Below are 24,984 nucleotides of genomic sequence, written 5' to 3'. Positions count from 1 at the left end.
GGCTTCGGGCGTTTCTGAGGGCGATGGCAGCCCGAATCGACGGGATTTGGCGGAGAAATGGGCAGTTGGTGGAGGAAGAAGAGACCCGAACGGCAGCCTCGGCCTCGACGAAGTCCAAGCGGGTTGAACAGGCCAAACGGAAGGCAGGACGGTTGTGGGCAGATGTGGTGCGTCAGAATCTACCGTGTCTGCAGCGGTCATCCGGGACGCCGATCCATCAAGCGTTGTCGGCGCTTCGGGATTTTGGTTGGGTGTAAAAAAATGGAATACAATATCATCACTTCAAGATGAGGGATGAGAGTCCGAAAGCGCTTACGATATCAATTCCTGAAAATGGTTCGCTAACTAGTGATTGACAACACCCGTAGTGAACCGAAAAAATGTTCTCCACAAAGTCTTGACTGACTCCATCCGAAACAAGTTTTTGCATCAAATTCGGGAGTGTGGTATGCTTGTTCATAGAGAGCACCTCCTGGGTTTGTTTGTGTCGTTACTCACATTCTACAGGAAAGGTGCTCTTTTTTCTATACCCTTTGGATTTTATTGGATAATCAACACGCCTGTCCATAGAAAGATTATGTTTGTGTAAACCCGTGGTGCTAGATAAACTCAAACAAGCATAAAAATAGCCCTTGCTGGCGGATCTCCTGTAGAATGAAAGTGCGACCTGCCATTCGAAAGGAGAATCCCCATGCAAGAGCACTTTCATTTTACTACAGATCGGGCCAAGATTCAAAAGCAATATGCCGCCATTTTCGTTTTTGTTTCTGCTCAACTTTCATGCATTCAGGTGCATCTTCATCGTCGAAATCGCCATTTGGTCAAGCAAGAGGACGCTGTCATCATCGCCATTCATCTTTTAGGAAAGCTGCTCGGTTTTACATCCGAACGGGCATGGCATCGTTTTGTCACGGGAAATTTGTTCACAAACGGCTCGTTTCTTGAACGCTCCCGATACAACCGCCGTTGCCGGGCGCTTGGTTTCGCCATCAAATGGATCCGGCATGAGCTGGCAAAACGCGGTCAACATCATGCCTATGCCGTCGTKGACAGCTTGCCGCTCCCGTTGTGCCATACGGCAAGAATGCATCGCGTYAAACGGTTTCAAGAGATCGCCGACATCGGGTATTGCGCTTCCAAAAAGCAATGGTACTACGGGTTGAAGCTGCACCTTCAAGTGACCGATCAARGGCTGCCAATGGGGTATGTGGTGACGGAAGCATCTTGCCACGATCGAATCGCAGCCGAAAGCGTGATGACCCAAATTCCCCACCCGTATAACTTTGGGGACAAAGGATTCATTAGCCGTGACTTGCAAAAAAGGCTGTACGAAGAATACCAAATGGCGCTTTGGACTCCGTCTCGAAAAAACCAGAAACATCGTGCGTCTGAGACATGGGAGCAGTGGATCCAACAAAAACGCAAAGTGATCGAGACGGTGTTCTCGGTCCTGGTTGACCACTATCGCATCACGGGGATCCGAGCCAATTCGATTATCGGATTTGAAGTGGCACTAGACGGTATATTGTTAGCTTATTCCCTGGTTACACTTGGGCTAGTTGAGCGCTAAAGCTCAACTAGCACCACGGGTACAACGATATTTCGTTTGAAAAGATTCCACGCAATCCAGTGTGTGAGTAACCGCCTTCTTTATAAGAAGCGGTTCTCTTATACAACATATTTGCTCAATATTTCACAAAACTGACACACACAAACAGGCTTACCCCCGTTATAATGTGAATGTGAAAACAATCATATTTTTATTTTCAATTAACTTGTGAAAAACTTCACAAGGACAATACAGGAGGGGAAGGGTCTTATATGGCTGTTGATGAAAAAGTATTAGACCAAAAGAAAGAAGTTACAAAAATGATCGATACGCTCGTCGCGAATGCGCAAAAAGCGTTAAAAGCGTTTCGTGATTACGATCAAGAAGCGATTGATCATATCGTCAAGCAAATGGCGTTAGCTGGACTTGACAAACATATGTATTTAGCGAAGTTAGCGATTGAAGAAACAAAACGTGGCGTGTATGAAGATAAAATCATTAAAAACATTTTTGCGACAGAATACATTTATCATAACATCAAATATGATAAAACCGTCGGCGTTATTCGCGAAAATGAACAAGAAGGTATTATTGAAATTGCTGAGCCTGTTGGAGTCATCGCTGGGGTTACACCAGTAACAAACCCAACATCAACTACGATGTTTAAAGCGCTTATTTCAATCAAGACGCGCAATCCAATCATTTTTGCGTTCCATCCGTCCGCGCAAAAATGCAGCAGTGAAGCGGCACGCATTTTACGTGATGCAGCGATTGCGGCCGGTGCGCCAGAACATTGTATTCAATGGATCGAAACACCTTCCGTTGAAGCAACGCAACAACTTATGCATCACCCTGGTGTTTCGCTTATTCTTGCGACAGGTGGAGCAGGCATGGTCAAAGCAGCATATAGCTCAGGAAAACCAGCATTAGGGGTTGGACCTGGTAACGTACCTTGTTATATTGAAAAAACAGCAAATATTAAACGCGCGGTGAACGACCTTATTCTTTCAAAAACGTTTGATAACGGAATGATTTGTGCATCTGAACAAGCGGTCATTATTGATAAAGAAATATATGATGCGGTGAAAAACGAAATGATCGCAAACAAATGTTACTTTTTAAATGAAGAAGAAAAGAAAAAAGTCGAAAAGCTTGTCATTAATGAAAATACGTGTGCAGTAAACCCGAATATCGTCGGTAAACCAGCATATGAAATTGCAAAAATGGCCGGTGTGGACGTTCCAGTTGATACGAAAATTCTTGTCGCAGAATTAAAAAGCGTCGGTCCGCAAGAGCCGCTTTCTCGTGAAAAATTAAGTCCTGTATTGGCGTGCTATAAGGTGAATAGCACAGAAGAAGGGTTAAAACGAGCAGAAGAAATGCTTGAATTTGGTGGACTTGGCCACTCCGCTGTCATTCATTCGGAAAATCAAGACGTCATTCTTGAATTCGGTAAGCGAATGAAAGCAGGACGAATCATCTCTAATGCACCATCTTCACAAGGAGCGATCGGGGACATTTACAACGCATACATTCCGTCATTGACGCTCGGTTGCGGTACGTTTGGAGGCAACTCCGTTTCGACAAACGTGGGTGCGACACACTTAATTAATATTAAAAAATTAGCGAGAAGGAATGTAAACATGCAATGGTTTAAAGTTCCACCAAAAATTTATTTTGAAAAACATGCGACACAATATTTAGCGAAAATGCCAAACATCTCACGTGCCTTTATCGTTACAGACCCAGGTATGGTGAAGCTCGGCTATGTCGATAAAGTGTTATACTATTTGCGTAAACGTCCAGATTATGTGCATTGCGAAATTTTCTCAGAAGTTGAACCAGATCCATCAATTGAAACAGTGATGAAAGGTGCCGACATGATGCATGCGTTCCAGCCAGACGTCATCATCGCGCTCGGCGGTGGTTCGGCGATGGACGCGGCGAAAGCGATGTGGCTGTTCTATGAACATCCAAATACCGACTTTAATGGCTTAAAACAAAAGTTTTTAGATATTCGTAAACGCGTATTTAAATATCCAAAACTCGGTCAAAAAGCGCAATTTGTCGCGATTCCAACAACATCTGGTACAGGTTCAGAAGTGACATCGTTTGCGGTCATTACAGATAAGAAAAATAACGTCAAATATCCGCTTGCTGACTACGAGTTAACACCAGATGTCGCCATCGTTGACCCACAATTCGTCATGACGATGCCAAAACATATTACAGCGGATACAGGTATGGACGTATTAACACATGCGATTGAAGCGTACGTATCGAACATGGCAAACGACTACACAGACGGATTAGCACTAAAAGCCATTCAACTCGTCTTTGAATATTTGCCACGCGCATACAAAAACGGCAACGATGAAGTGGCGCGCGAAAAAATGCATAACGCATCAACGATTGCCGGTATGGCATTCGCGAACGCATTTTTAGGCATTAACCATAGTTTAGCGCATAAACTTGGCGCAGAATTCCATATTCCGCACGGACGTGCGAACACGATTTTAATGCCGCACGTCATTCGTTATAACGCGACAAAACCGAAGAAATTTGTAGCGTTCCCTAAATATGAACATTTTATCGCGGATAAACGCTATGCGGAAATCGCACGCATTTTAGGATTGCCAGCACGCACAACGGAAGAAGGAGTCGAAAGCCTCATTCAAGCGATTATCAAGCTTGCAAAAGAGCTTGAAATGCCATTAAGCATCGCGGAAACAGGCGTCAGCAAAGAAGAGTTTGAAAGCAAAGTCGAACAACTTGCTGAACTAGCTTTTGAAGATCAATGTACAACAGCCAACCCAAAATTACCATTAGTCAGCGACCTTGCCGACATTTATCGCCAAGCGTATAAAGGGGTTGAATGAAGAAACAGGGATGTCCCGCGGGGATGTCCCTTTTTATCATGATCAAAGACTTCTTCGCTTCCCTTGGTCCGTAAAAGTTGTTAAGAAAAGCGGTTCAAGGTAAACTAAACATGAAGCTACTTAATAGGTAGGGGAAATGAGATGAAACAAGCAAAAACGAACGCGATGCGTCTATTAGACCGAGAAGGCATCTTATATGATGTGTGGACATATGAAAACAACGATGGAAAAATCGATGGGGTATCCGTAGCGAAAAAAATCGGAAAAGACCCAAAAACCGTCTATAAAACGTTAGTGACAAAAGGAAGCAGCGGAACGATTTACGTATTTGTCATTCCTGTAGAGGCGGAACTTGATTTGAAAAAAGCAGCGAAAGCGGCACAAGAGAAAAAAGTAGAGCTTCTTCCTGTTCATGAGATTGAAAAGCACACAGGCTATGTTCGCGGCGGATGTTCACCGATTGGAATGAAGAAGCAATATGCCACGTTTATTGATGAAACGGCTCTTCAACTTAAAAAAATCATTGTCAGTGCAGGAAAGATTGGCATGCAAATCGAACTGTGCGTCGATGATTTGCAGAAGATGACGGGTGCAAAGCTCGTCGATCTTGTAAAAGAAAAAGAAAAAGACGGACACAACTAGGCGAGTCCGTCTTCAATTTCTACCTCTACTCCGAAATGGTCAGAAATGACATGGCCATTTTGGCCGTTAAAAATGGTTTTAGAGTATTTTACGTGTAAAAGCTTGTTTGATAGAATCAAATCAATGCGTAAGTTTTTTTCGTTTTCATTCCAACCATCAATTTTCCCTTGAACCGTAGTGCCGCTATCCTTCTCTTTTGCTAGTACGTATGTGTCATAAAGCCCTCTACTCATCATGTAATCATAGCCCTCTCCACGAATGTGGGCGTCGTTATTAAAATCGCCCATGAGGAAGAAAGCGTCTTCATATTCAATTTTTTTAAGAAGTGTATCAAACTGATCGCCGAAAGGTTCTTCTTCATCATGCCACCAACCAAGATGACAAGAATAAAACGAGAGAGGGCGTCCATGCCAACGAATGGTTGCCCCAACGATTTTACGAGTTTTCCAAAATAAAGGATTCTGATTTTTAGAAACATAGAAAGAATGTTTCTTTATAATAGGATCTGTAGATGAGCATTTTTCATTACAATAATTTCCATGGTTAGAGAGACAAACAGGGTACCCCTTACGCGATACGGAGCTGTTTTTTGATCACATCAATGGGAATCTCTTGCTTTGCAGCGTCATAAATGAACTCGACGACGCTGTGGTCTTTCCGCGACCGAAGAAGCTCCAGCCCGGTGGAGAGGTTTTGGCGGGATTCGGCGATGCTGTACACGCAGGAGAGCAGCACCACCGCCCAATACCGTTTCACCGCCCGAATGTGGCGAACGCGGTATCCATCCAGCTTCAGTTGATCTTTCGCCTGCCGGAAAAAGCACTCGATCGTCCARCGCTGRGCRTAGTAACGCAAGATGTCTTCGTCCCCGAGTTCCCGGTCGGTGCTCAAGATGCAATGAAGATGTTCCGGCGCCATCGGCTGATCCGCCTTCCAAGCCAGCAGCACCACCGCGTCATCGAGGCCATGGATGGCCCCCTCATAGCGATACACGCGATAACGCTCCTGCCCCACCGTGACGAGGCGGGTGTCTTTGGACTCGATATAGCGGGCAAACTGCTTGGCTTGGATGGCGATGCCTTTCGGGTAGAGAATCCGGTTCGTCTTGAGCATCGCGATGACATGGAATCCCTGTTTCAGACAGGCTTCGATGAGCTTCTTAGACGGATACCACGAATCCATGAGCACATACACCSGCTGAGCCCGCTTCACCTTGAGCGAGGAAAGCATCTCGATCGCCAGGTCGATCTTGCTTTTTCCCGCTTTCTTGTCATACAGGCGGAACGCAAATGGGAACGCCTGCGTGAAGGTGTGCACCATCAGCCAAACGAGCGAATGCCCCCAGACCGATTGATGATCTTTATGCGAGTAGTGCCAGTCGCACCCTTGAATGGCGTGCACAGCCCGTGACGAAGGCTTYGTTTTTTGGCAAATCGTATCATCAATCGAAACAAAAAGGGGTTGATTCTTCCGTTTGGCCAGTCGTTCGACCTGGGAAAGGATCCACTCTTGAAGCTTCCCAAGCAGCCTTTCCTCGTTCCAAGGGCTTTTCGTGAAAAAGTGACTGAGCGTCGTTCGATGATTCGGRTGAAAGCTCCAGTAATGAATATCAGTCAATGTTCCCGAGAATCCCTTGGTGGTCAAGGCATCGACAATATGAATGAGATGCTTGATGACCGGTTTGGAAAGCTGCAGCGTCAACCCCAGCGTGAAGAAAAACTTGTGGATTCCTTGGTGATGTGCTAATCTATTCATGAGACATGAACCTCCTTGTGGATAGTTGGTGGTACATCTATTCTAACCAAGGAATCGGGTTCATGTCTCCTTTTTTGTTTAGTTGTCAATTTATGTAAGTGAATTTGCTCATCTACAGATGAATATTTTTAACTTCCCTCCGAAAGAAGTCTCCTACTTCTAAACGTGAAGGTGCGCCGGCACCAGTGAAAGTGGGAGATGAATTTCGGTTGGCGTTAGCCAACGAATAGGATAGAATATGGCTAGAACGGACACCTTCGGAACGAAGGGAAGCGTAAAGGGTTCTTGTGTGTGGCTTACCGTTCAGCGAACACACACAAGTCGCTTGAAGCCCCCACCTCTAAGCGAAGCGTAGGTGGTGGGTAGTTCACAGAGTTTGTCCGCCACGTCGATATTGTCATCGAAAATTTCCGCTCCGGCACGCTCGAAAAATGGGGCGGCGGATATGAAGAACTGAAGCGGATCAATCCGAAGCTGGTGATGATTCGCGTCTCGGGCTACGGGCAAACAGGTCCGTTTCGCGAGAAAGCCGGATTCGGCACGCCGGCGACGGCGTTCAGCGGGTTTACGTATTTGCAAGGGTATCCGGACCGTCCGCCGGTCAGCCCGATTTTGAGCATTAAAGATATTTTTGAGCATCCGCATTACCAAGCAAGGGAAAACATCATCGAAGTCGCCCATCCGCGCCTTGGCAAAATTAAAATGCCCGGCATTGTGCCGAAATTCGAAAAAACACCAGGCGCCATCCGCCGCACTGCTCCGGATTTAGGCGAGCATACCGAAGAGATTTTGCAAACGATGCTTGGCATGTCCAAGGAAGACATTGAGCGGCTGCGAGAAAACGAGATCATATGAATGAACGAACGGCGGCTTGCCACCTTCCCGGCTCCTTGCCTTGTGCGAGGCTGCCGGGTTTTTTGTTTCGAAGTTTGTTTTCCCGGTAGCCCACGACTTGCATTGACACTGCTTGCCGCCAGCCTTTATACTTTTGATAGGTGAAAGCGACGGTAAAGCAGGTGATTCGAACGGTGTCAGATAAAAAGCGTTCCCGCGTGACGCTCGAACAAGTCGCCAAACACGCCGGCGTGTCGCGGGCGACCGCCTCTCTTGTCGTCCGTGGGAGTCCGAATATTTCGAAAGAAACGAGAAAAAAGTGCTCCAAGCGATGAAAGAGCTTGGCTACGTCTATGACCGCGTGGCGGCCAATTTGCGTTCGCAGCGTTCGTCGACAGTGGGTCTTATTATCACCGAACTTGACAACCCGTTTTTTTTTTTTCGAATTGCTCGTTGGCGTCCATGAGGCGCTCGATCAGGAAGGATATACGGTCATTTTAGGCACGACGTTTGACCGGCCGGAAAAACAAGACGCCTTATTGTCGACGATGCTGGAGCATCGGGTGGGCGGTGTGATCATGAGCCCGGTTCCTGGATGTTCGGCAGAGATGCTCGAGCGGCTGCGGCAGTGGGATATTCCTGTTGTATTGTTTGCCCGTGATGAACTTCCGGCCGGACAGTTTGATTATATTGGGATCGATAATATAGCCGGCGGGCGGATGGCGGTCGAGCATTTGCTCGAAGGCGGCCATCGGCGCATCGCCTTTATCGGTGGGTCTCCGCAATCGTCCGTATGGAAAGCGCGCCGGTCGGGGTACAGTGAAGCGTTGCGTGCGGCGGGCATCGAGATGGATGACACGCTGCTTGTGCCATCGGCGACGACAAGGCAAGGCGGGCGGATGGCGGTCAAACGCCTGTTGCAGCACCCGAACCCGCCGACAGCGCTCTTTTGTTACAACGATGTCGTCGCGTTTGGGGCGATGCTTGGCTTAAAAGAGGAAGGGATCGTTCCAGGGCGCGACATCGCGGTCGTCGGGTTTGACAATATTCAAGAATCGGCGCTGTTTCAGCCGCCGCTCACAACTGTCGCCGCGTTTCCTGAGAAGATCGGCGCCTATGCGGCCAAGCAGCTGCATGAACGCATGAAAGGGGATGCGAGTGCACCGAAACGGACGATTTTGCATCCAGAGCTTGTCATTCGCCAGTCTTCTGGGAAGAGAGAGGAAAAGAGGTGAAGCAGCGTGGAGAGGCAGACGGTCATCCCGCTTCGCGAGCGAAATATCATTTTGATCGGCTTTATGGGAGCGGGGAAAACAACGATCGGGCAGCTCGTGGCAAAGAAGTTATACCGCGACTTTATCGATGTCGATGCGGAAATCGAGCGGCGGCACGGGATGTCGATTCCGGAGATGTTCGCGCAAAAAGGGGAAGCGTATTTTCGGCAGGTTGAGCGGGAGCTGATCGTTGATTTATGTACGAATACGAGGTTGAAAATCCTTTCGCTTGGCGGCGGTGCGTATTTGCAGGAAGACGTGCGGCGCGCCTGTTTGGCCCACGGCATCGTCTTTTTCCTTGACTTGTCGTGGGAGCATTGGAAGGAAGAGCGGCTGCCGCTTATTGCCGACAGCCGGCCGGTGTTGAAAAACAAAACGTTGGAAGAAGTGGAGCAGCTCTTTTTCCAGCGCCAATCAGCCTATGCGCTCCATCATTCCCGCGTCATTATCAATGAGCTCGAGGCTGAACAGGCGGCGGACCAAATTGTTCAGTCGATTAAATGGACATGGGATGTGTACGAGCCGAACCGTTGAGAGGATTTAGCCGCGGGCAAGCAAGCTCCTAGGCAAAGGGGCTTGCTTTTTTGATTTCCTCATTGGCAAGGGTTGCCGCCACTTGATTGGAAATGGACTTCGGTTGATCAAAAAAGAAATTTCGAATGCCGCATCCGCCTGTTCTTGCCGGACAATCGTTTCGTGTGTTATAAATAGGGGAAATAGGTGAAAGATTGAGAGAGTGGGGAGATGGAGAAGCGGGTGTTCAGCTGGCTTTATGTGTATATGGTCTTGGCAGTGCTGGTTCTGTTCGCGCCCTATTGGCTTTGGTGGCTGAAACCAGAAACAAAGCTTGATTTGCTCATTGTCGACAAAACGGTGCCCGATCGGTCGTATCACGAGCATCAAGGGCTCGTTTGGGTCTTGAATCAGCAAAAATACGTCCACGGCAACGGAAAGCGATACAAAGCTGCGCGCGATTACGCCGGGTTTGCGCCGAAACAGGATGAAACGTACGAGGTGCGGCCGCTGCCAAAGGAGATGGCACGGTACGATGCGGTCTATATCGTTGACACATATGGGGTATATGAGGAAGAGTTTGTCCACAAGCAAACGGACGGCGCGCGGGCGAAAGTGTACGGCGGGCTTGAGCGGCAGGAGATGGAGTCGCTTTGGCGGTTTGCCCGCCAAGGCGGGAAAACGTTGATCGCCGAGTTCAATTCGATGGCCCATCCGACAGAAAAAGAAGTGCGCGCCTCGTTTGCCCAGCTGTTCGGCCTTGAGTGGACCGGCTGGATCGGCCGTTATTTTCCTGATTTGAACAGCCAGGAAGTGCCAGTGTGGGTGAAAGAAAACTACAAAGCGCAATACGGAAAGGCGTTTTCGTTCCGCGGGCCGGGTATGGTGTTGGTCGATGAGTCGGATCGGCTTCTTGTCCTCGATCGGCGCGACCTTGGCGGCGGTGGCGTCATGTTTTCCTCCACAAAAGCGGGGGAAGCCCGTTGGGGCGGCAAGATGCGCACATCGTATTCGTATTGGTTTGACATCGTCAAGCCGCTTGATGAGCGCATGGTGCTCGCAACGTACACGCTGTCGCTGTCTGAGCGCGGGAAAGAGAAGCTGCGGGCGATCGGGCTGCCGTTTTCCTTTCCGGCCGTTGTCCGCTATGAGACAAAGACGTATCAGTCGTATTACTTTTGCGGCGATTACGCTGATCAAGGGGAACTGCCTTCCGTTTATCAGACCGTGGGGCTGGATGTATGGCGCAAATGGACGGAGGACGGCCGCTCGGACAACGGCGCGGCCTTTTACTGGAAGGCGTACGTGCCGATGATGAAAGCGATTTTGCGGGAAATCAAGGCATATAAGGAAGATGGCAAGCTGCAGGACGCCGTTCAAACGGTGGAACAAAGCGGCGTCCGCTTGGCGGGAACGGTCGGGCGCGACTATTTGCAAGTATACCGCAACGGGAGATGGGAGCCGCTGCTCATCAAAGGAGTCAACCTCGGCATCAGCAAACCCGGCGCGTTTCCGGGAGAGGTGAAGATTACGAAGGAAGAATATTTCCGCTGGCTGCAGTACATCGGGGCGATGGGGGCGAATGCCATCCGCGTCTATACGATCCATCCGCCGGCGTTTTACGAGGCGCTTTACGAGTACAACCAAATAGCGAAGCAGCCGCTTTATTTGTTCCATGGCGTCTGGATCGATGAAAGGACGATGCTGCGGACGAAGGATGTGTGGGCGCCTGAGGTGAGTGAGGCGTTTCGCACGGACATTCGCCGTACGATTGACCTCGTTCATGGCAAGGCCCGCATTGCAAAACGGCCTGGGCATGCCGGCGGGATGTACCGATACGACCTTTCTCCGTATGTTCTCGGCTGGATTTTCGGTGTCGAGTGGGATCCGGACGTTGTGGCGGCGACGAACGAAAAACACCCGAAGCAGGGCGACTACCGCGGCAAATACGTATACACGAAAGGAGCCAGCCCGTTTGAGGCATGGCTGGCCCGTATGATCGACGAAGCGGTGGCGTATGAAACGGAAACATACGGCTGGCAGCGGCCGGTCAGTTTTACGAATTGGGTGACGACCGACCTCCTCCGCCATCCGGCCGAACCGTTTGTGAAAGAAGATTTTGTTTCCGTCAACCCGAATGTCATGTACGCCACTGACGAGCTGCAGGCCGGGCTGTTTGCGTCATACCATATTTATCCGTATTACCCTGACTTTTTGAATCGTGAGGAAAAATACGTCAGCTATGTTGACCAACGCGGCGAGCAGAACAGCTATGCCGCCTACTTGCATGACATGAAGGCGGCGCACCGGATGCCGATTTTGGTCGCTGAATTTGGCGTTCCTTCTTCGCGCGGCATGGCGCATCGAAATGTATACGGGAAAAATCAGGGGTTTTTGTCGGAACAAGAACAAGGAACGATCGACCGGGAGTTGTTTGAGGACATCGTCCATGAGTGGATGGCGGGAGGGCTGTTGTTTTCCTGGCAGGATGAATGGTTCAAGCGGACATGGAACACAATGGATTATGACAACCGGGACCGCCGCCCGTTTTGGCTGAACGTGCAGACGAACGAACAACAATTTGGATTGCTTCGGTTTGAGCCAGGTCCAAGCGCAGCCGCGATGATGAAGGTCGACGGCCGAAAAGACGATTGGACATTCAACGGAATCCGGCCGGCTTGGACAGAGGGCAAGCGGGCGCTGTACGTCACAAGCGATGAAGGGTATTTGTATGTGCGGCTTGACAGCGGACGCATCACCGATCGGACGACGGTCTACATGGCGTTTGACACGATTCCGAACCAAGGGCAATCGCTCCTGCCCGGCCTGTCTGGCGTCCGGACAGCGGGAATTGACTTTGCCTTGGTCATTCATGGAGAACAGAGCGCCCGGCTGCTTGTCGACAGCTACTATGACACGTTTTACTTCCATTACGGAAAAGAGCTGCATATGATGCCGGCGGCCCCGTACGCCAATCGCAAAGATAACGGTGTCTACCACCCGATTCGCCTGACGTTGAACAAAAAATTGGAGGAAGTCCGCGGCAAGGCTGTGCCGTTCGACTCATATGAAACAGGGGTGTTGCGGTTTGGCACGGCCAACCCCGACGATGAGGCATACGATTCACTCACGGATATCAGCGTCAGCCGCGATGGCGATATGTACGAAATCCGCCTGCCATGGGCGCTTTTGAACGTGACCGATCCGAGCCGGCGCGAGGTGATGGGCGACATGTGGTCGAAAGGCGGGCTCAAAAGCCGTGTCATCGTTGAAGGCATTCGTCTTGGTTTGTACGTTGAGGATGGAGACGATTCGTTTTCTTTCCCGGCGATGAACGGGAATGTGCTGCCGGCCGCGCGATTTTATGAGTACACGTGGCCGGTGTGGGAGGCGCCGCGCTATCATGAGCGGCTGAAGCAGTCGTATGAGGTGATGAAAGAGGCGTTTTCACGCGTGGACATCGCAAAGCAGCAGGGAGTGGAATAAAAAGAAAAGGGCTTGCCTCCTCTCGACATCATGATCATTCATCAAAGCAGGCGCCTGTTCAAACAACAGAAGGCAGAAGCCAAACCGATCGTCAAGCAGGAAAGTGCCGGCGGCGCTTTGGCTGCAGGCGTTGAGCGTGAAAGTGTTCGGAGTGAGCGATTTTAGCGTGCTTCTTCCGGAAGCGTTGGCGGGGGTTGCCTCGACGTGGATGATGTACGTGATCGTCAAGCCGTGGGCGGGCGGATAGCGGCGCGCTGGGCAAGCTTCGTGTTTTCCTGCTATTGACCGGAAAGTGTGCGATCAGTTACGCTATATGAGAGAGCGAAGCCGGTTTGTTCGGGGGCTGGTAAGTTGGGTCGGCTTCCGGCAGACGGCGGTTGAATACGAGCGGGAGCCGCGTTTCGCCGGCGAGACGAAATACCCGCTCAAAAAGATGATTCGGTTTTCGCTTGATGGCATCACCTCGTTTTCATACAAGCCGCTGAAGCTGGCGAGTTGGCTTGGGTTCTTGTTGTCGGCGGCCAGTGTGGTAGAGATGCTCGTTGTCCTTTATCTTAAATGGTTTGCTCATTCAACGGTCGCTGGCTGGGCGTCATTGTTGATGGCCGTGCTGCTTGGCAACGGGGTGACACTGCTCATGCTCGGCGCGATTGGCGAATATATCGGCCGGATTTACGATGAAGTGAAAGAGCGTCCGCTCTATATTGTCAATGAAACGTGGGGAGTCGGAACGAAACATGAACGAAAGCCTTCGTATATTCCGTAAAGAAAAACAAGCCGTATGGCGGTTTGGCCTCGTTGGGGTGAGCAATACCGCGGTGGACTTCGCCGTCTTTTTTTTGTTGACTGCTGCAGGCGCTAAGGCGGCGGTTGCCCAAGCCGTTGCCTACGGCGCCGGGATGGCGAACAGCTACATTTGGAATCGGCGTTGGACGTTTCAAGTCAAACGGAAAGCCAATATAAAGGAAGTTTTGCGCTTTCTTGTCGTCAACGGGCTGTCGTTCGGTGCATCGCTTGCCGTTTTGCTGGCCGCGGAACGGTTTGCATCGCTCTGGCTGGCGAAACTGGCGGCGACAATCGCCGGGATGGCGGTAAACTTTATCGGCAGCCGCTATTGGGTGTTTGTGGAAATGGAAAAATAAGGAAACGATCCGGAAGCCATGCGTTGGGTCCGGATCGTTTTATGCTTTAGAAACTTAGTGAAAAAGGAAGCCGTCTTCGTTGCAGCCATCGTTATGACTCCCGAATTTGCCCCGTCCCGTACACGAGCGATTTCGTTGTCGTGATGGCGACAAGCCCCATCGGACCACGGGCGTGCAGCTTTTGCGTGCTGATGCCGATTTCCGCTCCGTAGCCGAACTGTTCGCCGTCCGTGAAGCGGGTGGAGGCGTTATGGTACAAGACCGCCGCGTCGACCGCTTGGAAAAAGCGGCGGACGTTCGCTTCGTTTTCGGTGATGATCGCTTCTGAGTGCTTCGTCCCGTAGCGGCGGATATGGGCAATCGCCTCATCGACATCGGCAACGAGCTTAACCGCTAAAATCGGCGCCAAATATTCCGCATGCCAGTCGTCTTCCGTCGCCGGTTTGATGAACGGGTGCGATGACGCGAGGCGGTCGTCGCCGCGCAGCTCCACACCGCGGGCGTGCAGCGCCTCAAGCAAGTCGGCGGCATATGGCCAACGCTCATGGATGAGCACCGTTTCGATGGCGTTGCAGACGGACGGACGCTGCAATTTGGCGTTCAGGACGATGTTGATCGCCATTTGCCGCTCGGCTGATTCGTCGATGAACATATGACAGTTGCCGACGCCGGTCTCAAGCACCGGCACGGTGGCGTTTTCGACGACCGAGCGGATGAGCCCGGCTCCGCCGCGCGGGATGAGCACATCCAAGTAGTTGTTGAGACGGAACATACGCTGCGCCGTTTCCCGGCTCGTGTCTTCGAGCAGTTCAATCGCCGTTTCCGGAACGGTCGTCGTGCGGAGCGCTTCTTTCATGACGCGAACGAGCGCTTTGTTCGAATGAAGCGCTGATGTGCTGCCGCGAAGCAAAACCGCGTTGCCCGTTTTCAAGCAAAGGCTCGCCGCATCGACCGTCACGTTCGGGCGCGCTTCGTACACCATGCCAATGACCCCAAGCGGCACGCGCACCGTTTGGATGCGGAGCCCGTTCGGCCGCGTCCACTCTGCGATGATTTCTCCGACCGGGTCAGGAAGCGAGGCGACTTGGCGGACGCCGTCGATGATTTGATCCATTCGTTTGTCGGTGAGCTGCAGCCGGTCGAGCAGAGCCGGTGACAGCCCTTGCTCGCGGCCTTGGGCCATATCTTTTTCGTTTTCTTGCAAAATGAAGGCGCGTTCGCGGTCGATGGCTTTGGCGATCTGTTCCAATGCGGCGTTTTTTTCTTTCGTAGACAGCATGGCTAACGTTTGTGACGCCGTTTTCAACCGTTCGGCTTTTTCGAGCAGTTCGCTCATTTCGATACACTCTCCTTTCGCAACGTGACCCAATTGTCGCGGTGGATGACTTCCGGGCGGTGAAGGTAAGAGTATTGCCGCGCTTCCTCACTCGGAAGTCCTTTTACTTTTTCTAAATCGGCGGCGGCATAATACACTTGGCCGCGGCCGATCGTGATCCCTTTCTCATTGACAACATCGACGACATCCATCGCATGAAAGTCGCCGGAAACGGCCGTGACGCCGGCGGGAAGCAAGCTTTTGCCGCGCGCAAGGAGCGCTTCCTCCGCGCCGCTGTCGACGGTGATCGTGCCGGCGACAGGCGCGTGATACGCGATCCATTGCTTGTGCATTTGCATTTGCTTCGGAAATGGGGCGCCGATGTACGTCCCATCACCTTTTCCGGCTAAAATATCGGCGAGTGCTTCTTTGCCTCGCCCGGTGCCAATAAAGACGCTGACGCCGAAGGACAACGCTTTTTGAGCGGCGAGAAGCTTTGAGCGCATGCCGCCGGTGCCGACTGCCGAGCCGCTGCCGCCGGCCGCTTCGATCATTTCGTCGGTAATGTGCGGCAAAAAGGTGTATTTTTTCGCTTGTGGATTCGTTTTCGGGTTGGCGTCATACAGCCCGTTAATGTCGGTAAGCAACATGAGCGCATCGGCGTGCAAAAAGCCGGCGACAAGCGCCGACAGCATATCGTTGTCGCCAAACGTCAATTCTTCAACGGAAACGGAGTCGTTTTCATTGATGATCGGGATCGCCCCGTGTTCGAGCAGCGTCGTCATCGTGGCGAACAAGTTGCGAAACCGTTCGCGGCTATAAAAGTCGCTGCGCGTCAACAACAGCTGAGCGGCCGTAAAGCCGAATTGGGCGAACGCCGAGCTGTACGCCTGCATGAGCAAGCTTTGCCCGACGGCAGCCGCGGCTTGTTTGCCGGCGATCGTCGTCGGCCGCGCCGGGTAGCCGAGCGGCCCGAACCCGGCGGCGACAGCGCCGGACGTGATGAGAATGACGTCATGGCCGAGCTGTTTCAGATAGGCGATGGCTTCAACATGGCCGTGCAGCTTGTCGCGGCAAAGGCCACCTTTCGGATCGGTGAGCGAGCTGCTGCCGATTTTGACCACTACGCGCTGCCGTTTCATCGCGTTCCTCCCTCCTTTGCGTGTTGAATGGCATGAGTTGGATTGCCTAGCCGTCCTGCGAAGCGGCCGGCCAATAAAAAACGCTTTTCCTCCTTATCGCAAAAGGACGGAAAAGCGTTCCGCGGTACCACCTTTTTTGGCGCCTAAAGCGCCCCCTCGAGCCTGTAACGCAGGCGTGCGGCTTATGTTTGCATAAGCGGCCGTCTAGGGCAGGTTCAACCGGCTTCCCGCGAGGAACCTTCCAGCCTATGGGTTCCACTCTCTGGCGCGTTCCCTCGGTTTACTAGTCCCGTGCCGTTCCTGTTGTTTTCTTGTCAAGGAGTGCAATTTGTAAGAAATTATGACGCCAAATGCTCCGGTTGTCAAGAGGAAAGGCTGATTTTTCTGACTTGTTTTTTCGAAGTGGATTTTGAAAACGAATTCATAATAAAGGTAATTGTCTTTCTATTAGAAAAAGTGGTACAATACTAGCAATCAATCAAACCGCATGATGGAGGGACCGATGATGAAAAAACGGCGCAGCGACATGATCAAAAAAGGATTTGACCGTGCTCCGCACCGAAGCCTATTGCGAGCGGCGGGCGTAAAAGAAGAAGACTTTGATAAACCGTTTATTGCGGTGGTGAATTCATACATCGACATTATTCCGGGGCACGTTCACTTGCAAGAGTTTGGGAGAATCGTGAAAGAAGCGATTCGCGAAGCGGGCGGCGTGCCGTTTGAAATGAACACGATCGGCGTTGACGACGGTATTGCGATGGGTCATATCGGGATGCGCTATTCGCTGCCGAGCCGGGAAATCATCGCCGATTCGATCGAAACGGTTATCTCGGCGCATTGGTTTGACGGCATGGTGTGCATTCCGAACTGCGACAAAATTACGCCGGGAATGATGATGGCGGCGATGCGTCTTAACATTCCGACGATTTTCGTCAGCGGGGGACCGATGAAAGCCGGCGTGACGAAGGATGGGCGGAAAATTTCACTGTCATCTGTATTTGAAGGCGTCGGGGCGTATTTAGGGGGAACGCTCGATGAGAAAGGGCTTGAAGAACTCGAACGGTACGGCTGTCCGACGTGCGGATCGTGCTCGGGCATGTTTACGGCCAACTCGATGAACTGTCTCGCTGAAGCGCTCGGGCTTGCACTGCCGGGCAACGGCACGATTTTGGCGGTTGACCCAGCGCGCAAAGAGCTGGTCCGCCAATCGGCAAAGCAGCTGATGTATTTGATCGAACATGACATCAAACCGCGCGACATCGTCACCGAAAAAGCGATCGACAATGCGTTTGCCCTCGACATGGCACTTGGCGGCTCGACGAATACGGTGCTGCATACGCTGGCGATCGCCAACGAAGCCGGCATCGAGTACTCGCTTGAGCGCATCAACGAAGTGGCGGCGCGCGTGCCGCATTTGGCCAAACTCGCCCCGGCGTCGGACATCCATTACATCGAAGACTTGCATGAAGCGGGCGGCGTTTCGGCCGTGTTGAACGAGCTGGCGAAAAAAGAAGGTACGCTTCATTTAGATACGCTCACCGTCACGGGCAAAACGCTCGGGGAAAACATCGCCGGCTGCGAAGTGAAAAACTATGACGTCATCCGGCCGATTGACAACCCGTATTCGGAAACGGGAGGGCTCGCCATTTTGTTTGGCAACCTGGCGCCGGACGGCGCCGTCATTAAAACCGGGGCGGTGCAAGGCGGCATCACGCGCCATGAAGGGCCCGCGATCGTCTTCGACTCCCAAGAGGAAGCGCTCGAGGGCATTGCCAGCGGGAAAATCAAGCCGGGACATGTTGTCGTCATCCGCTACGAAGGGCCAAAAGGCGGCCCAGGGATGCCGGAAATGCTGGCGCCGACGTCGCAAATCGTCGGCATGGGGCTCGGCACCAAAGTGGCGCTTGTCACTGATGGCCGCTTCTCCGGCGCCTCGCGCGGCCTATCCGTCGGCCACGTTTCACCGGAAGCGGCCGAAGGCGGACCGATCGCGTTCATCCAAGACGGCGATATCATCGAGATCGATACGGTGAAACGAACGATCAACGTCAAGCTGTCCGATGAAGAGCTCGAACGCCGGAAAGCGAACTGGAAAGGCTTTGAACCAAAAGTGAAAACCGGCTATCTCGCCCGCTACTCGAAACACGTCACCTCGGCGAGCACGGGGGGGATTATGAGGATTTAGCGGATTTCTGTAAGAGCGTTGTCCCCTTCCAAGCGCTCGAGGGACGCCATTAGACGATCAGAATCAAAAGAGGCGGTTTTTCCGCCTCTTTCATTTATTTTGGAAAGGAGCGTCCATCGCCTCCCTCTAGAAATGTTTCCTTGATGAAAAGTCGTTAACGTCGTCTTCTTTTATCGTATCAACAGTTTGCGACTATTGTAAAGATGTTTTGTCACGGATTTAGGGAAGATATTGAAGATATTAAAGCGCCAAAATCATAGAGTTTTCTTCGTGATACACCGGTGGCTATGTCGTTGACAATGGTGCTGTTATTTTTTGTCGTTGCTCCGTTTGCCGGAAAATCGTTTATCGAGAAGGAGTTAAGCGGCGGTGTCAATTTTCTTTTCTTCTCTCTTATGCAAGGAATCACGTTTGCTGCAGGAGTCTATGTCGTACTAGCAGGCGCACTGGTCACAGGTGCGCCGCCCATGGGGTACATCCTAACCCGATGGGACGGGGTGATGACACCCCCCGAAGCTTTTGCGTTGTCCGAACCAGAAATGGATGAGGACGCAAACGATCCAAGAATCCCATGCCTTTAAGCGTGTGGAGTGTCAATCTACTTTCTTCAGCAAATACATCTCCTCCTCCACTTTCGCGATGCGGCCAAGTTGATAATCAAGCCGCTGATGAATGAGGGAGATGTCTTCTTTTGTCGCCATTTGCTCGCGAATGCCGGCCATTTCTCCGCGGAGGCTGGCGATTTCATGGCGCATGCCGTCTTGAATGCTGCGCTGTTCGAGTTGATTGTCGCGGATCGCTTTGATCATGTCCGTGTTTTCTTTCATCTGCTCTTTCAGCCAGCGCAACTCTTCTTCCTGCTTGTCCATCCGTTGTTCCAGTTTGTCCATCCGTTGTTCCAGTTTGTCCATTCGTTGTTCAAGTTGGCCCAATTTTTGCTTCACCGTTTGCATGTCTTGCTTCAGGACGGACATGTCATCGACAAGCCCTTGAACAAGTGTGGTTAACTGCCGCAACAGCTCTTCCATGAAGAAACCTCCTTACATTATTAAAGATGGGATTCACTTGGGGCGTTTCGACCATGAAACGTGAGGAGTCCAAGATGTGGAAATAGGAGAGGAAACGCCTACAAGCTCATTATATCATGGCTTGGCTAGGTCATCACTCCTAAATTGAGGGAAAGAAAAGGGATAAATAGGGGGTGTGTTGAATACGTCATTAGCAGAAGTTGTGGTAGTTTGAAGAAAATAGATTGATAGGAGAGGGAATATGAACGCATGGATCAAGGGAAGAAATGTGGCGCTTATGTGTATGGCGTCCGTCTTTTTATTTTCCTGCAGCAATGCGGCTGATCGCGGCGTCGAGGAAGTGCTGGCAGCGCCAAACGAACTGGCGGGGCAAACCATCGAGCATCCACCGCTGCCGAGTCCGATCGATAAGATGGTGATAGCGTCAGCCTCTGCCAAACAAGCGGCGCCGAACCCGAGCGAGGTGCGCATCACCATCAGCGCGGCGGGGGATGTGACGCTCGGGCGCGATGAAAATTATGGCTATGCGTATTCGTTTGATGAAGAAGCAAAGAAGCACGGCTTGCGCTATTTTACGAAATACATTGAGCCGATCTTCAAAAAGGACGATTTTACGACCGTCAATTTGGAAACGACGCTGACGACCTCGACGCGCAAGGCAAGCAAGACATTTCGTTTCCGCGGCCACCCGAGTTATGCGAAAATCTTAACTTATGGCGGCATTGATGCTGTGAATCTGGCCAATAATCATACATACGATTACTTGCAAAAAGGATATAACGATACGATCGCCAGTCTAAAAAAAGAAAAGATCGGTTATTTCGGCCGTACGCTTCGGCTCATGAAAACGGTCAAAGGCATTCAAGTCGGGGCGCTCGGCTATGAAGGTTGGAGCAATACCAGCACGTTGCGCAAGCAAATCGCCAACGATATTCGCACGCTTCGGAAACAAGGAGACGACATCATTCTAGTCCATTTCCACTGGGGAGTGGAACGAAGCTATGTGCCAAACAGCACGCAAAAGGCGCTCGGCCGCTTTGCGATTGACAGCGGCGCCGATTTGGTCGTCGGCCATCATCCGCATGTCATTCAAGGGATTGAGGAGTATAAAGGGAAGTTCATCGTCTACAGCCTCGGCAATTTTATGTTCGGCGGAAACAAAAATCCGAGCGACAAAGATACGTTTGTCTTCCAGCAAGTGTTCTCTTTTCAAAACGGCAAGCGGACGGCCAAAAAAGAAATCCGCGTCATCCCATTTCGCATTTCATCGGTGACGACAAGAAACAATTATCAGCCGATGCCGTTAGCGGGAGGGGAAGCAGCCCGAGTGAAACGGAAAATTGTCTCGCTGTCGGCGAAAATCAAAAAGCCGACTTGGACCGCGTACGAAGTGAAGTAAAAAAGGATGGCCCTTGTTTTGGCCATCCTTTCGCTTTTTGCAAGGTTAAGAGCGATCATTGATTAAGTTGGCAACAAGCACGTACCGCTGCGGAGCAGGGCCGACGTAGCGGAACGGATAGCACGTGGAAACGGTGAGTGTCGCTTTCGGCTTTGGAACGATGACCGTCCGGTCGTCGGCGTCGACGATGCGCACTTTGCGCACTTTATAGGTGAATGTGCCGGCGGACGTACGGACGATCAAGATATCGCCTTGGCCGACTTCGCCAAGACGGCGGAAGACCGTGTCGCGATGGCCAGAAAGCACGCAATTGTCCGCCTCTCCTGGCAGGACACTGCCGGCGTAATGGCCGACCCCTTTTTCCAACTCGTTTTCATCTGTACCGTGGTAAATCGCTAGGCTCATGTTGAGCTTCGGGATGATGAGTTCGCCGATTTGTTCGCCGATTTTGGGCTGTTTTGGGTAGAGTGAACTTTGGATTTGCATCGGCGCAGCGCCTGTTTGTCTCTCTATTTCAACAGACAGCGGCTTGACCGCTTCCAAGCCGTTTTTCCACTTCAAGCCGCTAACGGCGGCTACGGCGATTCCTGCTGCGATCAAGCTTGCTCCAAAAAAGCGCACGAGCCGTTTCCGGTTCATTTATTTCGCCTCGGCTCCTTGGCGGAAGCGGACAAGGAATGCGCCAGCACCGATTAAGGTCAAACCAAAAAGCATATAAGCGGCATACGGGGATGCCGTCTTCGGCAGTTTCGCTCCGGCTTCGGTCCGCTTCAGCGGTTTCGGCGGCGCCGGTTTCACCACTTTTTCGATTTTCGCTGCCTGGCCGCTCTGTTGCAAGTCTTCGCCGATTTCATCGAATATGTCGGAGGCAAACATCTCTTCGGTCACGACAAAATCAGCCAGCAGCTCGCCTTCGGTGCTGTAAATTTCAACAAGCAAATCGTAGCCGTTCGCTGATTCCATTGTCAGCAGCGTCGACAGGCTGAGCGGCTTTTTCTCGCCACCTTTTGTCAAATAAAACTTCGCTTCCAGCTGAAATGTGGAAAGCAGGTCGGTCCATACATTGGCGATCTCAGCGATTTGCGTTGGCGATAGCTCCGTAACGCTTGTAAAATCGTACGCACCGATCGCCTCAAGCCGTTGGCCGATTTCTTCCATTTTCTCGGCGAATTGTGGATCTTCCATATTAAGCGATTCAAAATGGTGATAGAGCTTTTCCAACTCTGCGTCCGTCAAACCAAGCTCGTCTAAATCCGGAAGCAAGTAGTCGATGACGGCCTCCGACAGTTCCTCGACCGTCGCATAATTGTCAAGCGAATCGCCGTTTTTAGACAGCAGTTTTTCCAATTGCGTTTTCGTCATGCCAATTTCTTGTAAAAATTTGTTTAATGTTTCTTCGGTCAACGGCGTCAAATTTCGATAATAATCGACGATATCTTTCAGCTCGCCGATCGAGTGGTAATCGGCCAACGATTCGCCATGCCGATCAAGAAGGGCGATGAGCTCTTCCTTTGTCATTCCGCGTTCGTTTAGAAAGGCGGCCAGCGTTTCATCCGTGATTGGAACGGAGTAATCTTTAAACAGTTCGATATATTCTTCCAGATCATTGTAAAATAAAAACACATCAGTAATGGCCTGTGACTCTTCCATTTCTCCATTGTCGATGAGCATTTGTCGAAGCTGTTGTTCGGTCAATCCGTGTTTGGCGAGCAACTGAGCTAAATTTTCTTCCGTGAGCGGCTCGCCGAACTCACGGCGCATTTCGTCCACGCTGTCAAACTCATCGAGCGAATAGCCTTCATAGTCCAAATAATTTTCCAGCTCTTCGACTGTGATCCCTGCTTCATTTAAATACTGCTCTAAAGCTGGATCGTTGCGTTCAATGGCGAACGCTGAAGCTGGCCATATAGTGGTGATGGATGCGGCCAAGGCAAAAGGAACGATGTTTTTCATGTCGTGACCTCCGTTTGTTTGTATATACGAATTCAGTATATAGGAACATGAAAAGGTTGAAAATAGTGAAATATATGGAATTTTTTATATAGAAAGAACTTCCCGTTGGCATCGAATGTTTTCCATGTATGACTTTTTCAGAGGAAACGTATGCTAACCGTTGAACGGGAGCTGTCGAGCAAAAGGAGGTGGAGGTACAATGGACCGCTTATTCCGTCTGTTCCGCGTTCAGCGCGGCCGCGGGTTGTGGAATCCATGGTTGGGGGTTGTTAGACGGCGAAGAAACCATAACGCCATTTGGACGCTCGTCAGCGTAAGCTTAGGAGCGGTGGCAGCCGCGATGTTGGGGGCGAGACAAGGGAGACGCATGGCGCCGATGACGCAAGGACCGATGCGAAACGTGATTCGCGGCCTCAACCGCTGGATGAGCCGGCGGATGGGAACGATGCAGCCTGCTGCGGCGGAGTTTGCCGAAGAAATGGCTTCTTGGCAGATCAACGATCAGAAAAATCCAAAATAATAAAATACAGCGACTCGCTGTATATTGGCCTAGTATTGGATCTATATAAGATGATCTTAACAAGGTGCCCCGATTATAGGGAGGGGCGCCTTCTTTGTTTTAGAACCATGGTTTTCAAAGTTGAAAAAGATGAAGGGTTGTAGCATAATATTTTTGTTAACTAAATATTCAGAAATATAAAATAAAACTAAGTTGTCTTTGTTGTTTGGTGAAAAAAAGAGGTGTTGATGTAAAGAAAAGGGGAGAGAATGGATGACGCAGATTGAAATGGAGCGGATAGGAGATGAAATGTACCGCGTTCCGATCCCAGTCCCATTTCCGATGAAGCATGTTTATTGTTATGTATGCCGAGAAACGGATGGATGGAGCATTGTCGACGTCGGCTTTCGCTATCCAGAGGCGATTAGCGCTTGGGAAGCAGTGTTTCGGCAGCTTGGAATCAAACCGCGGCATGTTCAGGCCATTTACATCACTCACTTTCATCCGGATCATTTTGGCTTGGCTGGGTGGATGCAACAGCAGACGGAGGCGCCTGTCTGGATCAGCGAGCCGGATTATGCGATGGCGGAACGAGTGTGGGGGGAAGAGAGCGTTCAAGCGAGCGAAGTGGGTGCCATGTTTCGCCGCCATGGTGTGCCGGATGAGTTGGTAACGGACATTGAGGAGAGCATGTGGAAGCTGTCGTTGCGCGTTAGCCCGTTTCCGGTGCTAACCGTTTTGGATCGTTCGGAAATTGTGCTGGGGCAGCGGCGATGGGCGGTCATCCCGGTCCCGGGGCACAGCGATGGATTGATCAGCTTTTATCAGCCGGAATCGCGCCAGTTGCTTGCATCAGATCATGTGCTTGATCGCATTACTCCGAACATTAGTGTATGGCCCGGCGCTTATCCAAATCCGCTCGAGCAATATTTTGCCTCGCTTCGCAAAGTGGAGGAACTGGAGGTGGATGTGGCTCTTCCTGCCCATGGCGCGGTCATTCGCCAATTTCGCGAGCGGATCAGCGACATTTTCCGCCACCACGAACAACGGTTGCAAAAAATGAAAACGCTAGCAACATCGGGGCGCACCGCCTATGAAGTGGCCCATCTTGTGTTCGGCCATAAGCCGTTGACGGCGCATCAATGGCGGTTTGCGGTGGCTGAGACATTGGCGCATTTGGAATATTTGGTGTCTGTCGGTGAATTGCAAAAAGAGGAGCATCGACATGCAATCGTTTATCGGCAATGACCGATGTCCAGCTGCTAGAGAGTTGGAATCTTTTTGTATTATTGTGTGGCGCATGGACGAACAAAGAAAGGCTTGAACGGATGGAAAAAGCAATGACTGGGCTGTATGATGTGAAGCGAGGCGATGTCGTTTTGTTGCTGA

At 51.1% G+C, this 24,984-nt stretch carries 18 protein-coding genes and 6 pseudogenes; 17 read left to right on the top strand and 7 right to left on the bottom strand.

Translation table 11 applies throughout. From position 1 onward, the window contains the following. The 4 genes and pseudogenes from AP057_RS04570 to ybaK all read left to right on the top strand — a co-directional run. Positions 1-257, top strand: a pseudogene (locus AP057_RS04570) (UPF0236 family protein); the annotation flags it as partial. Between the two features lie 434 nt (positions 258-691). Further along, entirely contained in the window at positions 692-1,570 is an 879-nt protein-coding gene (locus AP057_RS04565) for an IS982 family transposase (RefSeq protein ID WP_055358161.1), read from the top strand. A gap of 251 nt (positions 1,571-1,821) precedes the next feature. Then, on the top strand, positions 1,822-4,428 hold the full coding sequence (gene adhE, locus AP057_RS04560; protein WP_033017072.1) for a bifunctional acetaldehyde-CoA/alcohol dehydrogenase: 2,607 nt from the start codon (positions 1,822-1,824) through the stop codon (positions 4,426-4,428). 141 nt (positions 4,429-4,569) lie between these two features. Next, positions 4,570-5,070 carry a Cys-tRNA(Pro) deacylase gene (gene ybaK / locus AP057_RS04555; protein WP_033017071.1) on the top strand — a complete coding sequence of 167 codons (501 nt, stop codon included), beginning with the start codon at positions 4,570-4,572 and terminating at the stop codon, positions 5,068-5,070. Here ybaK and AP057_RS17755 read toward each other — a convergent pair. Next, positions 5,067-5,570: pseudogene (locus tag AP057_RS17755) on the bottom strand (endonuclease); the annotation flags it as partial. The gene ybaK and the pseudogene AP057_RS17755 overlap by 4 nt on opposite strands. 67 nt (positions 5,571-5,637) lie before the next feature. After that, entirely contained in the window at positions 5,638-6,825 is a 1,188-nt protein-coding gene (locus AP057_RS04540; protein ID WP_055358160.1) for an IS701 family transposase, read from the bottom strand. A 366-nt stretch (positions 6,826-7,191) separates the two neighbouring features. Between AP057_RS04540 and AP057_RS04535 the strand changes: the two are divergent. The 8 genes and pseudogenes from AP057_RS04535 to AP057_RS04510 all read left to right on the top strand — a co-directional run. After that, positions 7,192-7,680 (top strand): annotated as a pseudogene (locus tag AP057_RS04535) (CoA transferase); the annotation flags it as partial. Positions 7,681-7,853: 173 nt separating this feature from the next. After that, the gene (locus tag AP057_RS18015; protein WP_255350128.1) at positions 7,854-7,994 is read left to right on the top strand and encodes a LacI family DNA-binding transcriptional regulator; all 141 of its coding nucleotides are present in this window, start codon (positions 7,854-7,856) and stop codon (positions 7,992-7,994) included. 84 nt (positions 7,995-8,078) lie between these two features. Continuing rightward, positions 8,079-8,894, top strand: coding sequence for a substrate-binding domain-containing protein (locus AP057_RS04530; RefSeq protein ID WP_255350127.1), 816 nt, complete (start codon positions 8,079-8,081; stop codon positions 8,892-8,894). Positions 8,895-8,900: 6 nt separating this feature from the next. After that, positions 8,901-9,467 (top strand): shikimate kinase, encoded by a 567-nt coding sequence (locus AP057_RS04525; protein ID WP_053532257.1) that lies wholly within the window; start codon positions 8,901-8,903, stop codon positions 9,465-9,467. A gap of 210 nt (positions 9,468-9,677) precedes the next feature. After that, complete coding sequence (locus tag AP057_RS04520; RefSeq protein ID WP_053532256.1) at positions 9,678-12,932, top strand: hypothetical protein; 3,255 nt, start codon at positions 9,678-9,680, stop codon at positions 12,930-12,932. A gap of 100 nt (positions 12,933-13,032) precedes the next feature. Next, positions 13,033-13,211 (top strand): annotated as a pseudogene (locus AP057_RS16030) (glycosyltransferase family 39 protein); the annotation flags it as partial. Next, positions 13,204-13,698 (top strand): annotated as a pseudogene (locus AP057_RS04515) (glycosyltransferase); the annotation flags it as partial. The pseudogenes AP057_RS16030 and AP057_RS04515, both read left to right, overlap by 8 nt. Then, positions 13,670-14,074, top strand: a complete 405-nt coding sequence (locus AP057_RS04510; RefSeq protein ID WP_014196089.1) for a GtrA family protein — start codon at positions 13,670-13,672, stop codon at positions 14,072-14,074. The pseudogene AP057_RS04515 and the gene AP057_RS04510, both read left to right, overlap by 29 nt. A gap of 91 nt (positions 14,075-14,165) precedes the next feature. Here AP057_RS04510 and AP057_RS04505 read toward each other — a convergent pair whose 3' ends face one another. After that, positions 14,166-15,410 (bottom strand): glutamate-5-semialdehyde dehydrogenase, encoded by a 1,245-nt coding sequence (locus AP057_RS04505; protein ID WP_033017089.1) that lies wholly within the window; start codon positions 15,408-15,410, stop codon positions 14,166-14,168. Further along, a complete protein-coding gene (proB, locus tag AP057_RS04500; protein ID WP_055358159.1) occupies positions 15,407-16,531 on the bottom strand; it encodes a glutamate 5-kinase in 1,125 nt (374 codons plus the stop codon). The genes AP057_RS04505 and proB overlap by 4 nt, the downstream gene beginning before the upstream one ends. 505 nt (positions 16,532-17,036) lie before the next feature. Here proB and ilvD point away from each other — a divergent pair. Together ilvD and AP057_RS16025 are read left to right on the top strand one after the other, a co-directional pair. Then, positions 17,037-18,716 (top strand): dihydroxy-acid dehydratase, encoded by a 1,680-nt coding sequence (ilvD, locus tag AP057_RS04495; RefSeq protein ID WP_049624951.1) that lies wholly within the window; start codon positions 17,037-17,039, stop codon positions 18,714-18,716. 233 nt (positions 18,717-18,949) lie between these two features. Continuing rightward, positions 18,950-19,159 (top strand): annotated as a pseudogene (locus AP057_RS16025) (PTS transporter subunit IIC); the annotation flags it as partial. A gap of 150 nt (positions 19,160-19,309) precedes the next feature. On the opposite strand, the gene AP057_RS04485 reads toward AP057_RS16025, so the two are convergent. Next, on the bottom strand, positions 19,310-19,744 hold the full coding sequence (locus tag AP057_RS04485) for a hypothetical protein (RefSeq protein ID WP_055358157.1): 435 nt from the start codon (positions 19,742-19,744) through the stop codon (positions 19,310-19,312). A gap of 241 nt (positions 19,745-19,985) precedes the next feature. On the opposite strand from AP057_RS04485, the gene AP057_RS04480 reads away from it, so the two are divergent. Beyond that, positions 19,986-21,143 (top strand): CapA family protein, encoded by a 1,158-nt coding sequence (locus AP057_RS04480; protein ID WP_055358156.1) that lies wholly within the window; start codon positions 19,986-19,988, stop codon positions 21,141-21,143. A 45-nt stretch (positions 21,144-21,188) separates the two neighbouring features. On the opposite strand, the gene AP057_RS04475 is transcribed toward AP057_RS04480, so the two are convergent. Both AP057_RS04475 and AP057_RS04470 read right to left on the bottom strand, forming a co-directional pair. Continuing rightward, entirely contained in the window at positions 21,189-21,782 is a 594-nt protein-coding gene (locus tag AP057_RS04475) for a class D sortase (protein WP_014196058.1), read from the bottom strand. After that, positions 21,783-23,096 carry a processed acidic surface protein gene (locus AP057_RS04470; RefSeq protein WP_055358155.1) on the bottom strand — a complete coding sequence of 438 codons (1,314 nt, stop codon included), beginning with the start codon at positions 23,094-23,096 and terminating at the stop codon, positions 21,783-21,785. Positions 23,097-23,295: 199 nt separating this feature from the next. Between AP057_RS04470 and AP057_RS04465 the strand changes: the two genes are divergently transcribed. Further along, positions 23,296-23,616 carry a hypothetical protein gene (locus AP057_RS04465; RefSeq protein ID WP_015375079.1) on the top strand — a complete coding sequence of 107 codons (321 nt, stop codon included), beginning with the start codon at positions 23,296-23,298 and terminating at the stop codon, positions 23,614-23,616. Between the two features lie 252 nt (positions 23,617-23,868). After that, positions 23,869-24,843: an MBL fold metallo-hydrolase gene (locus tag AP057_RS04460; protein ID WP_055358154.1), complete on the top strand. Its 975-nt coding sequence runs from the start codon at positions 23,869-23,871 to the stop codon at positions 24,841-24,843. The last annotated feature ends 141 nt before the right edge of the window (positions 24,844-24,984 follow it).

Origin of the sequence: Geobacillus sp. Sah69, assembly GCF_001414205.1 — a bacterium.
In the GTDB taxonomy this organism is placed as follows: domain Bacteria; phylum Bacillota; class Bacilli; order Bacillales; family Anoxybacillaceae; genus Geobacillus; species Geobacillus stearothermophilus.
This window is presented reverse-complemented; position numbering and strand designations above follow the sequence as displayed.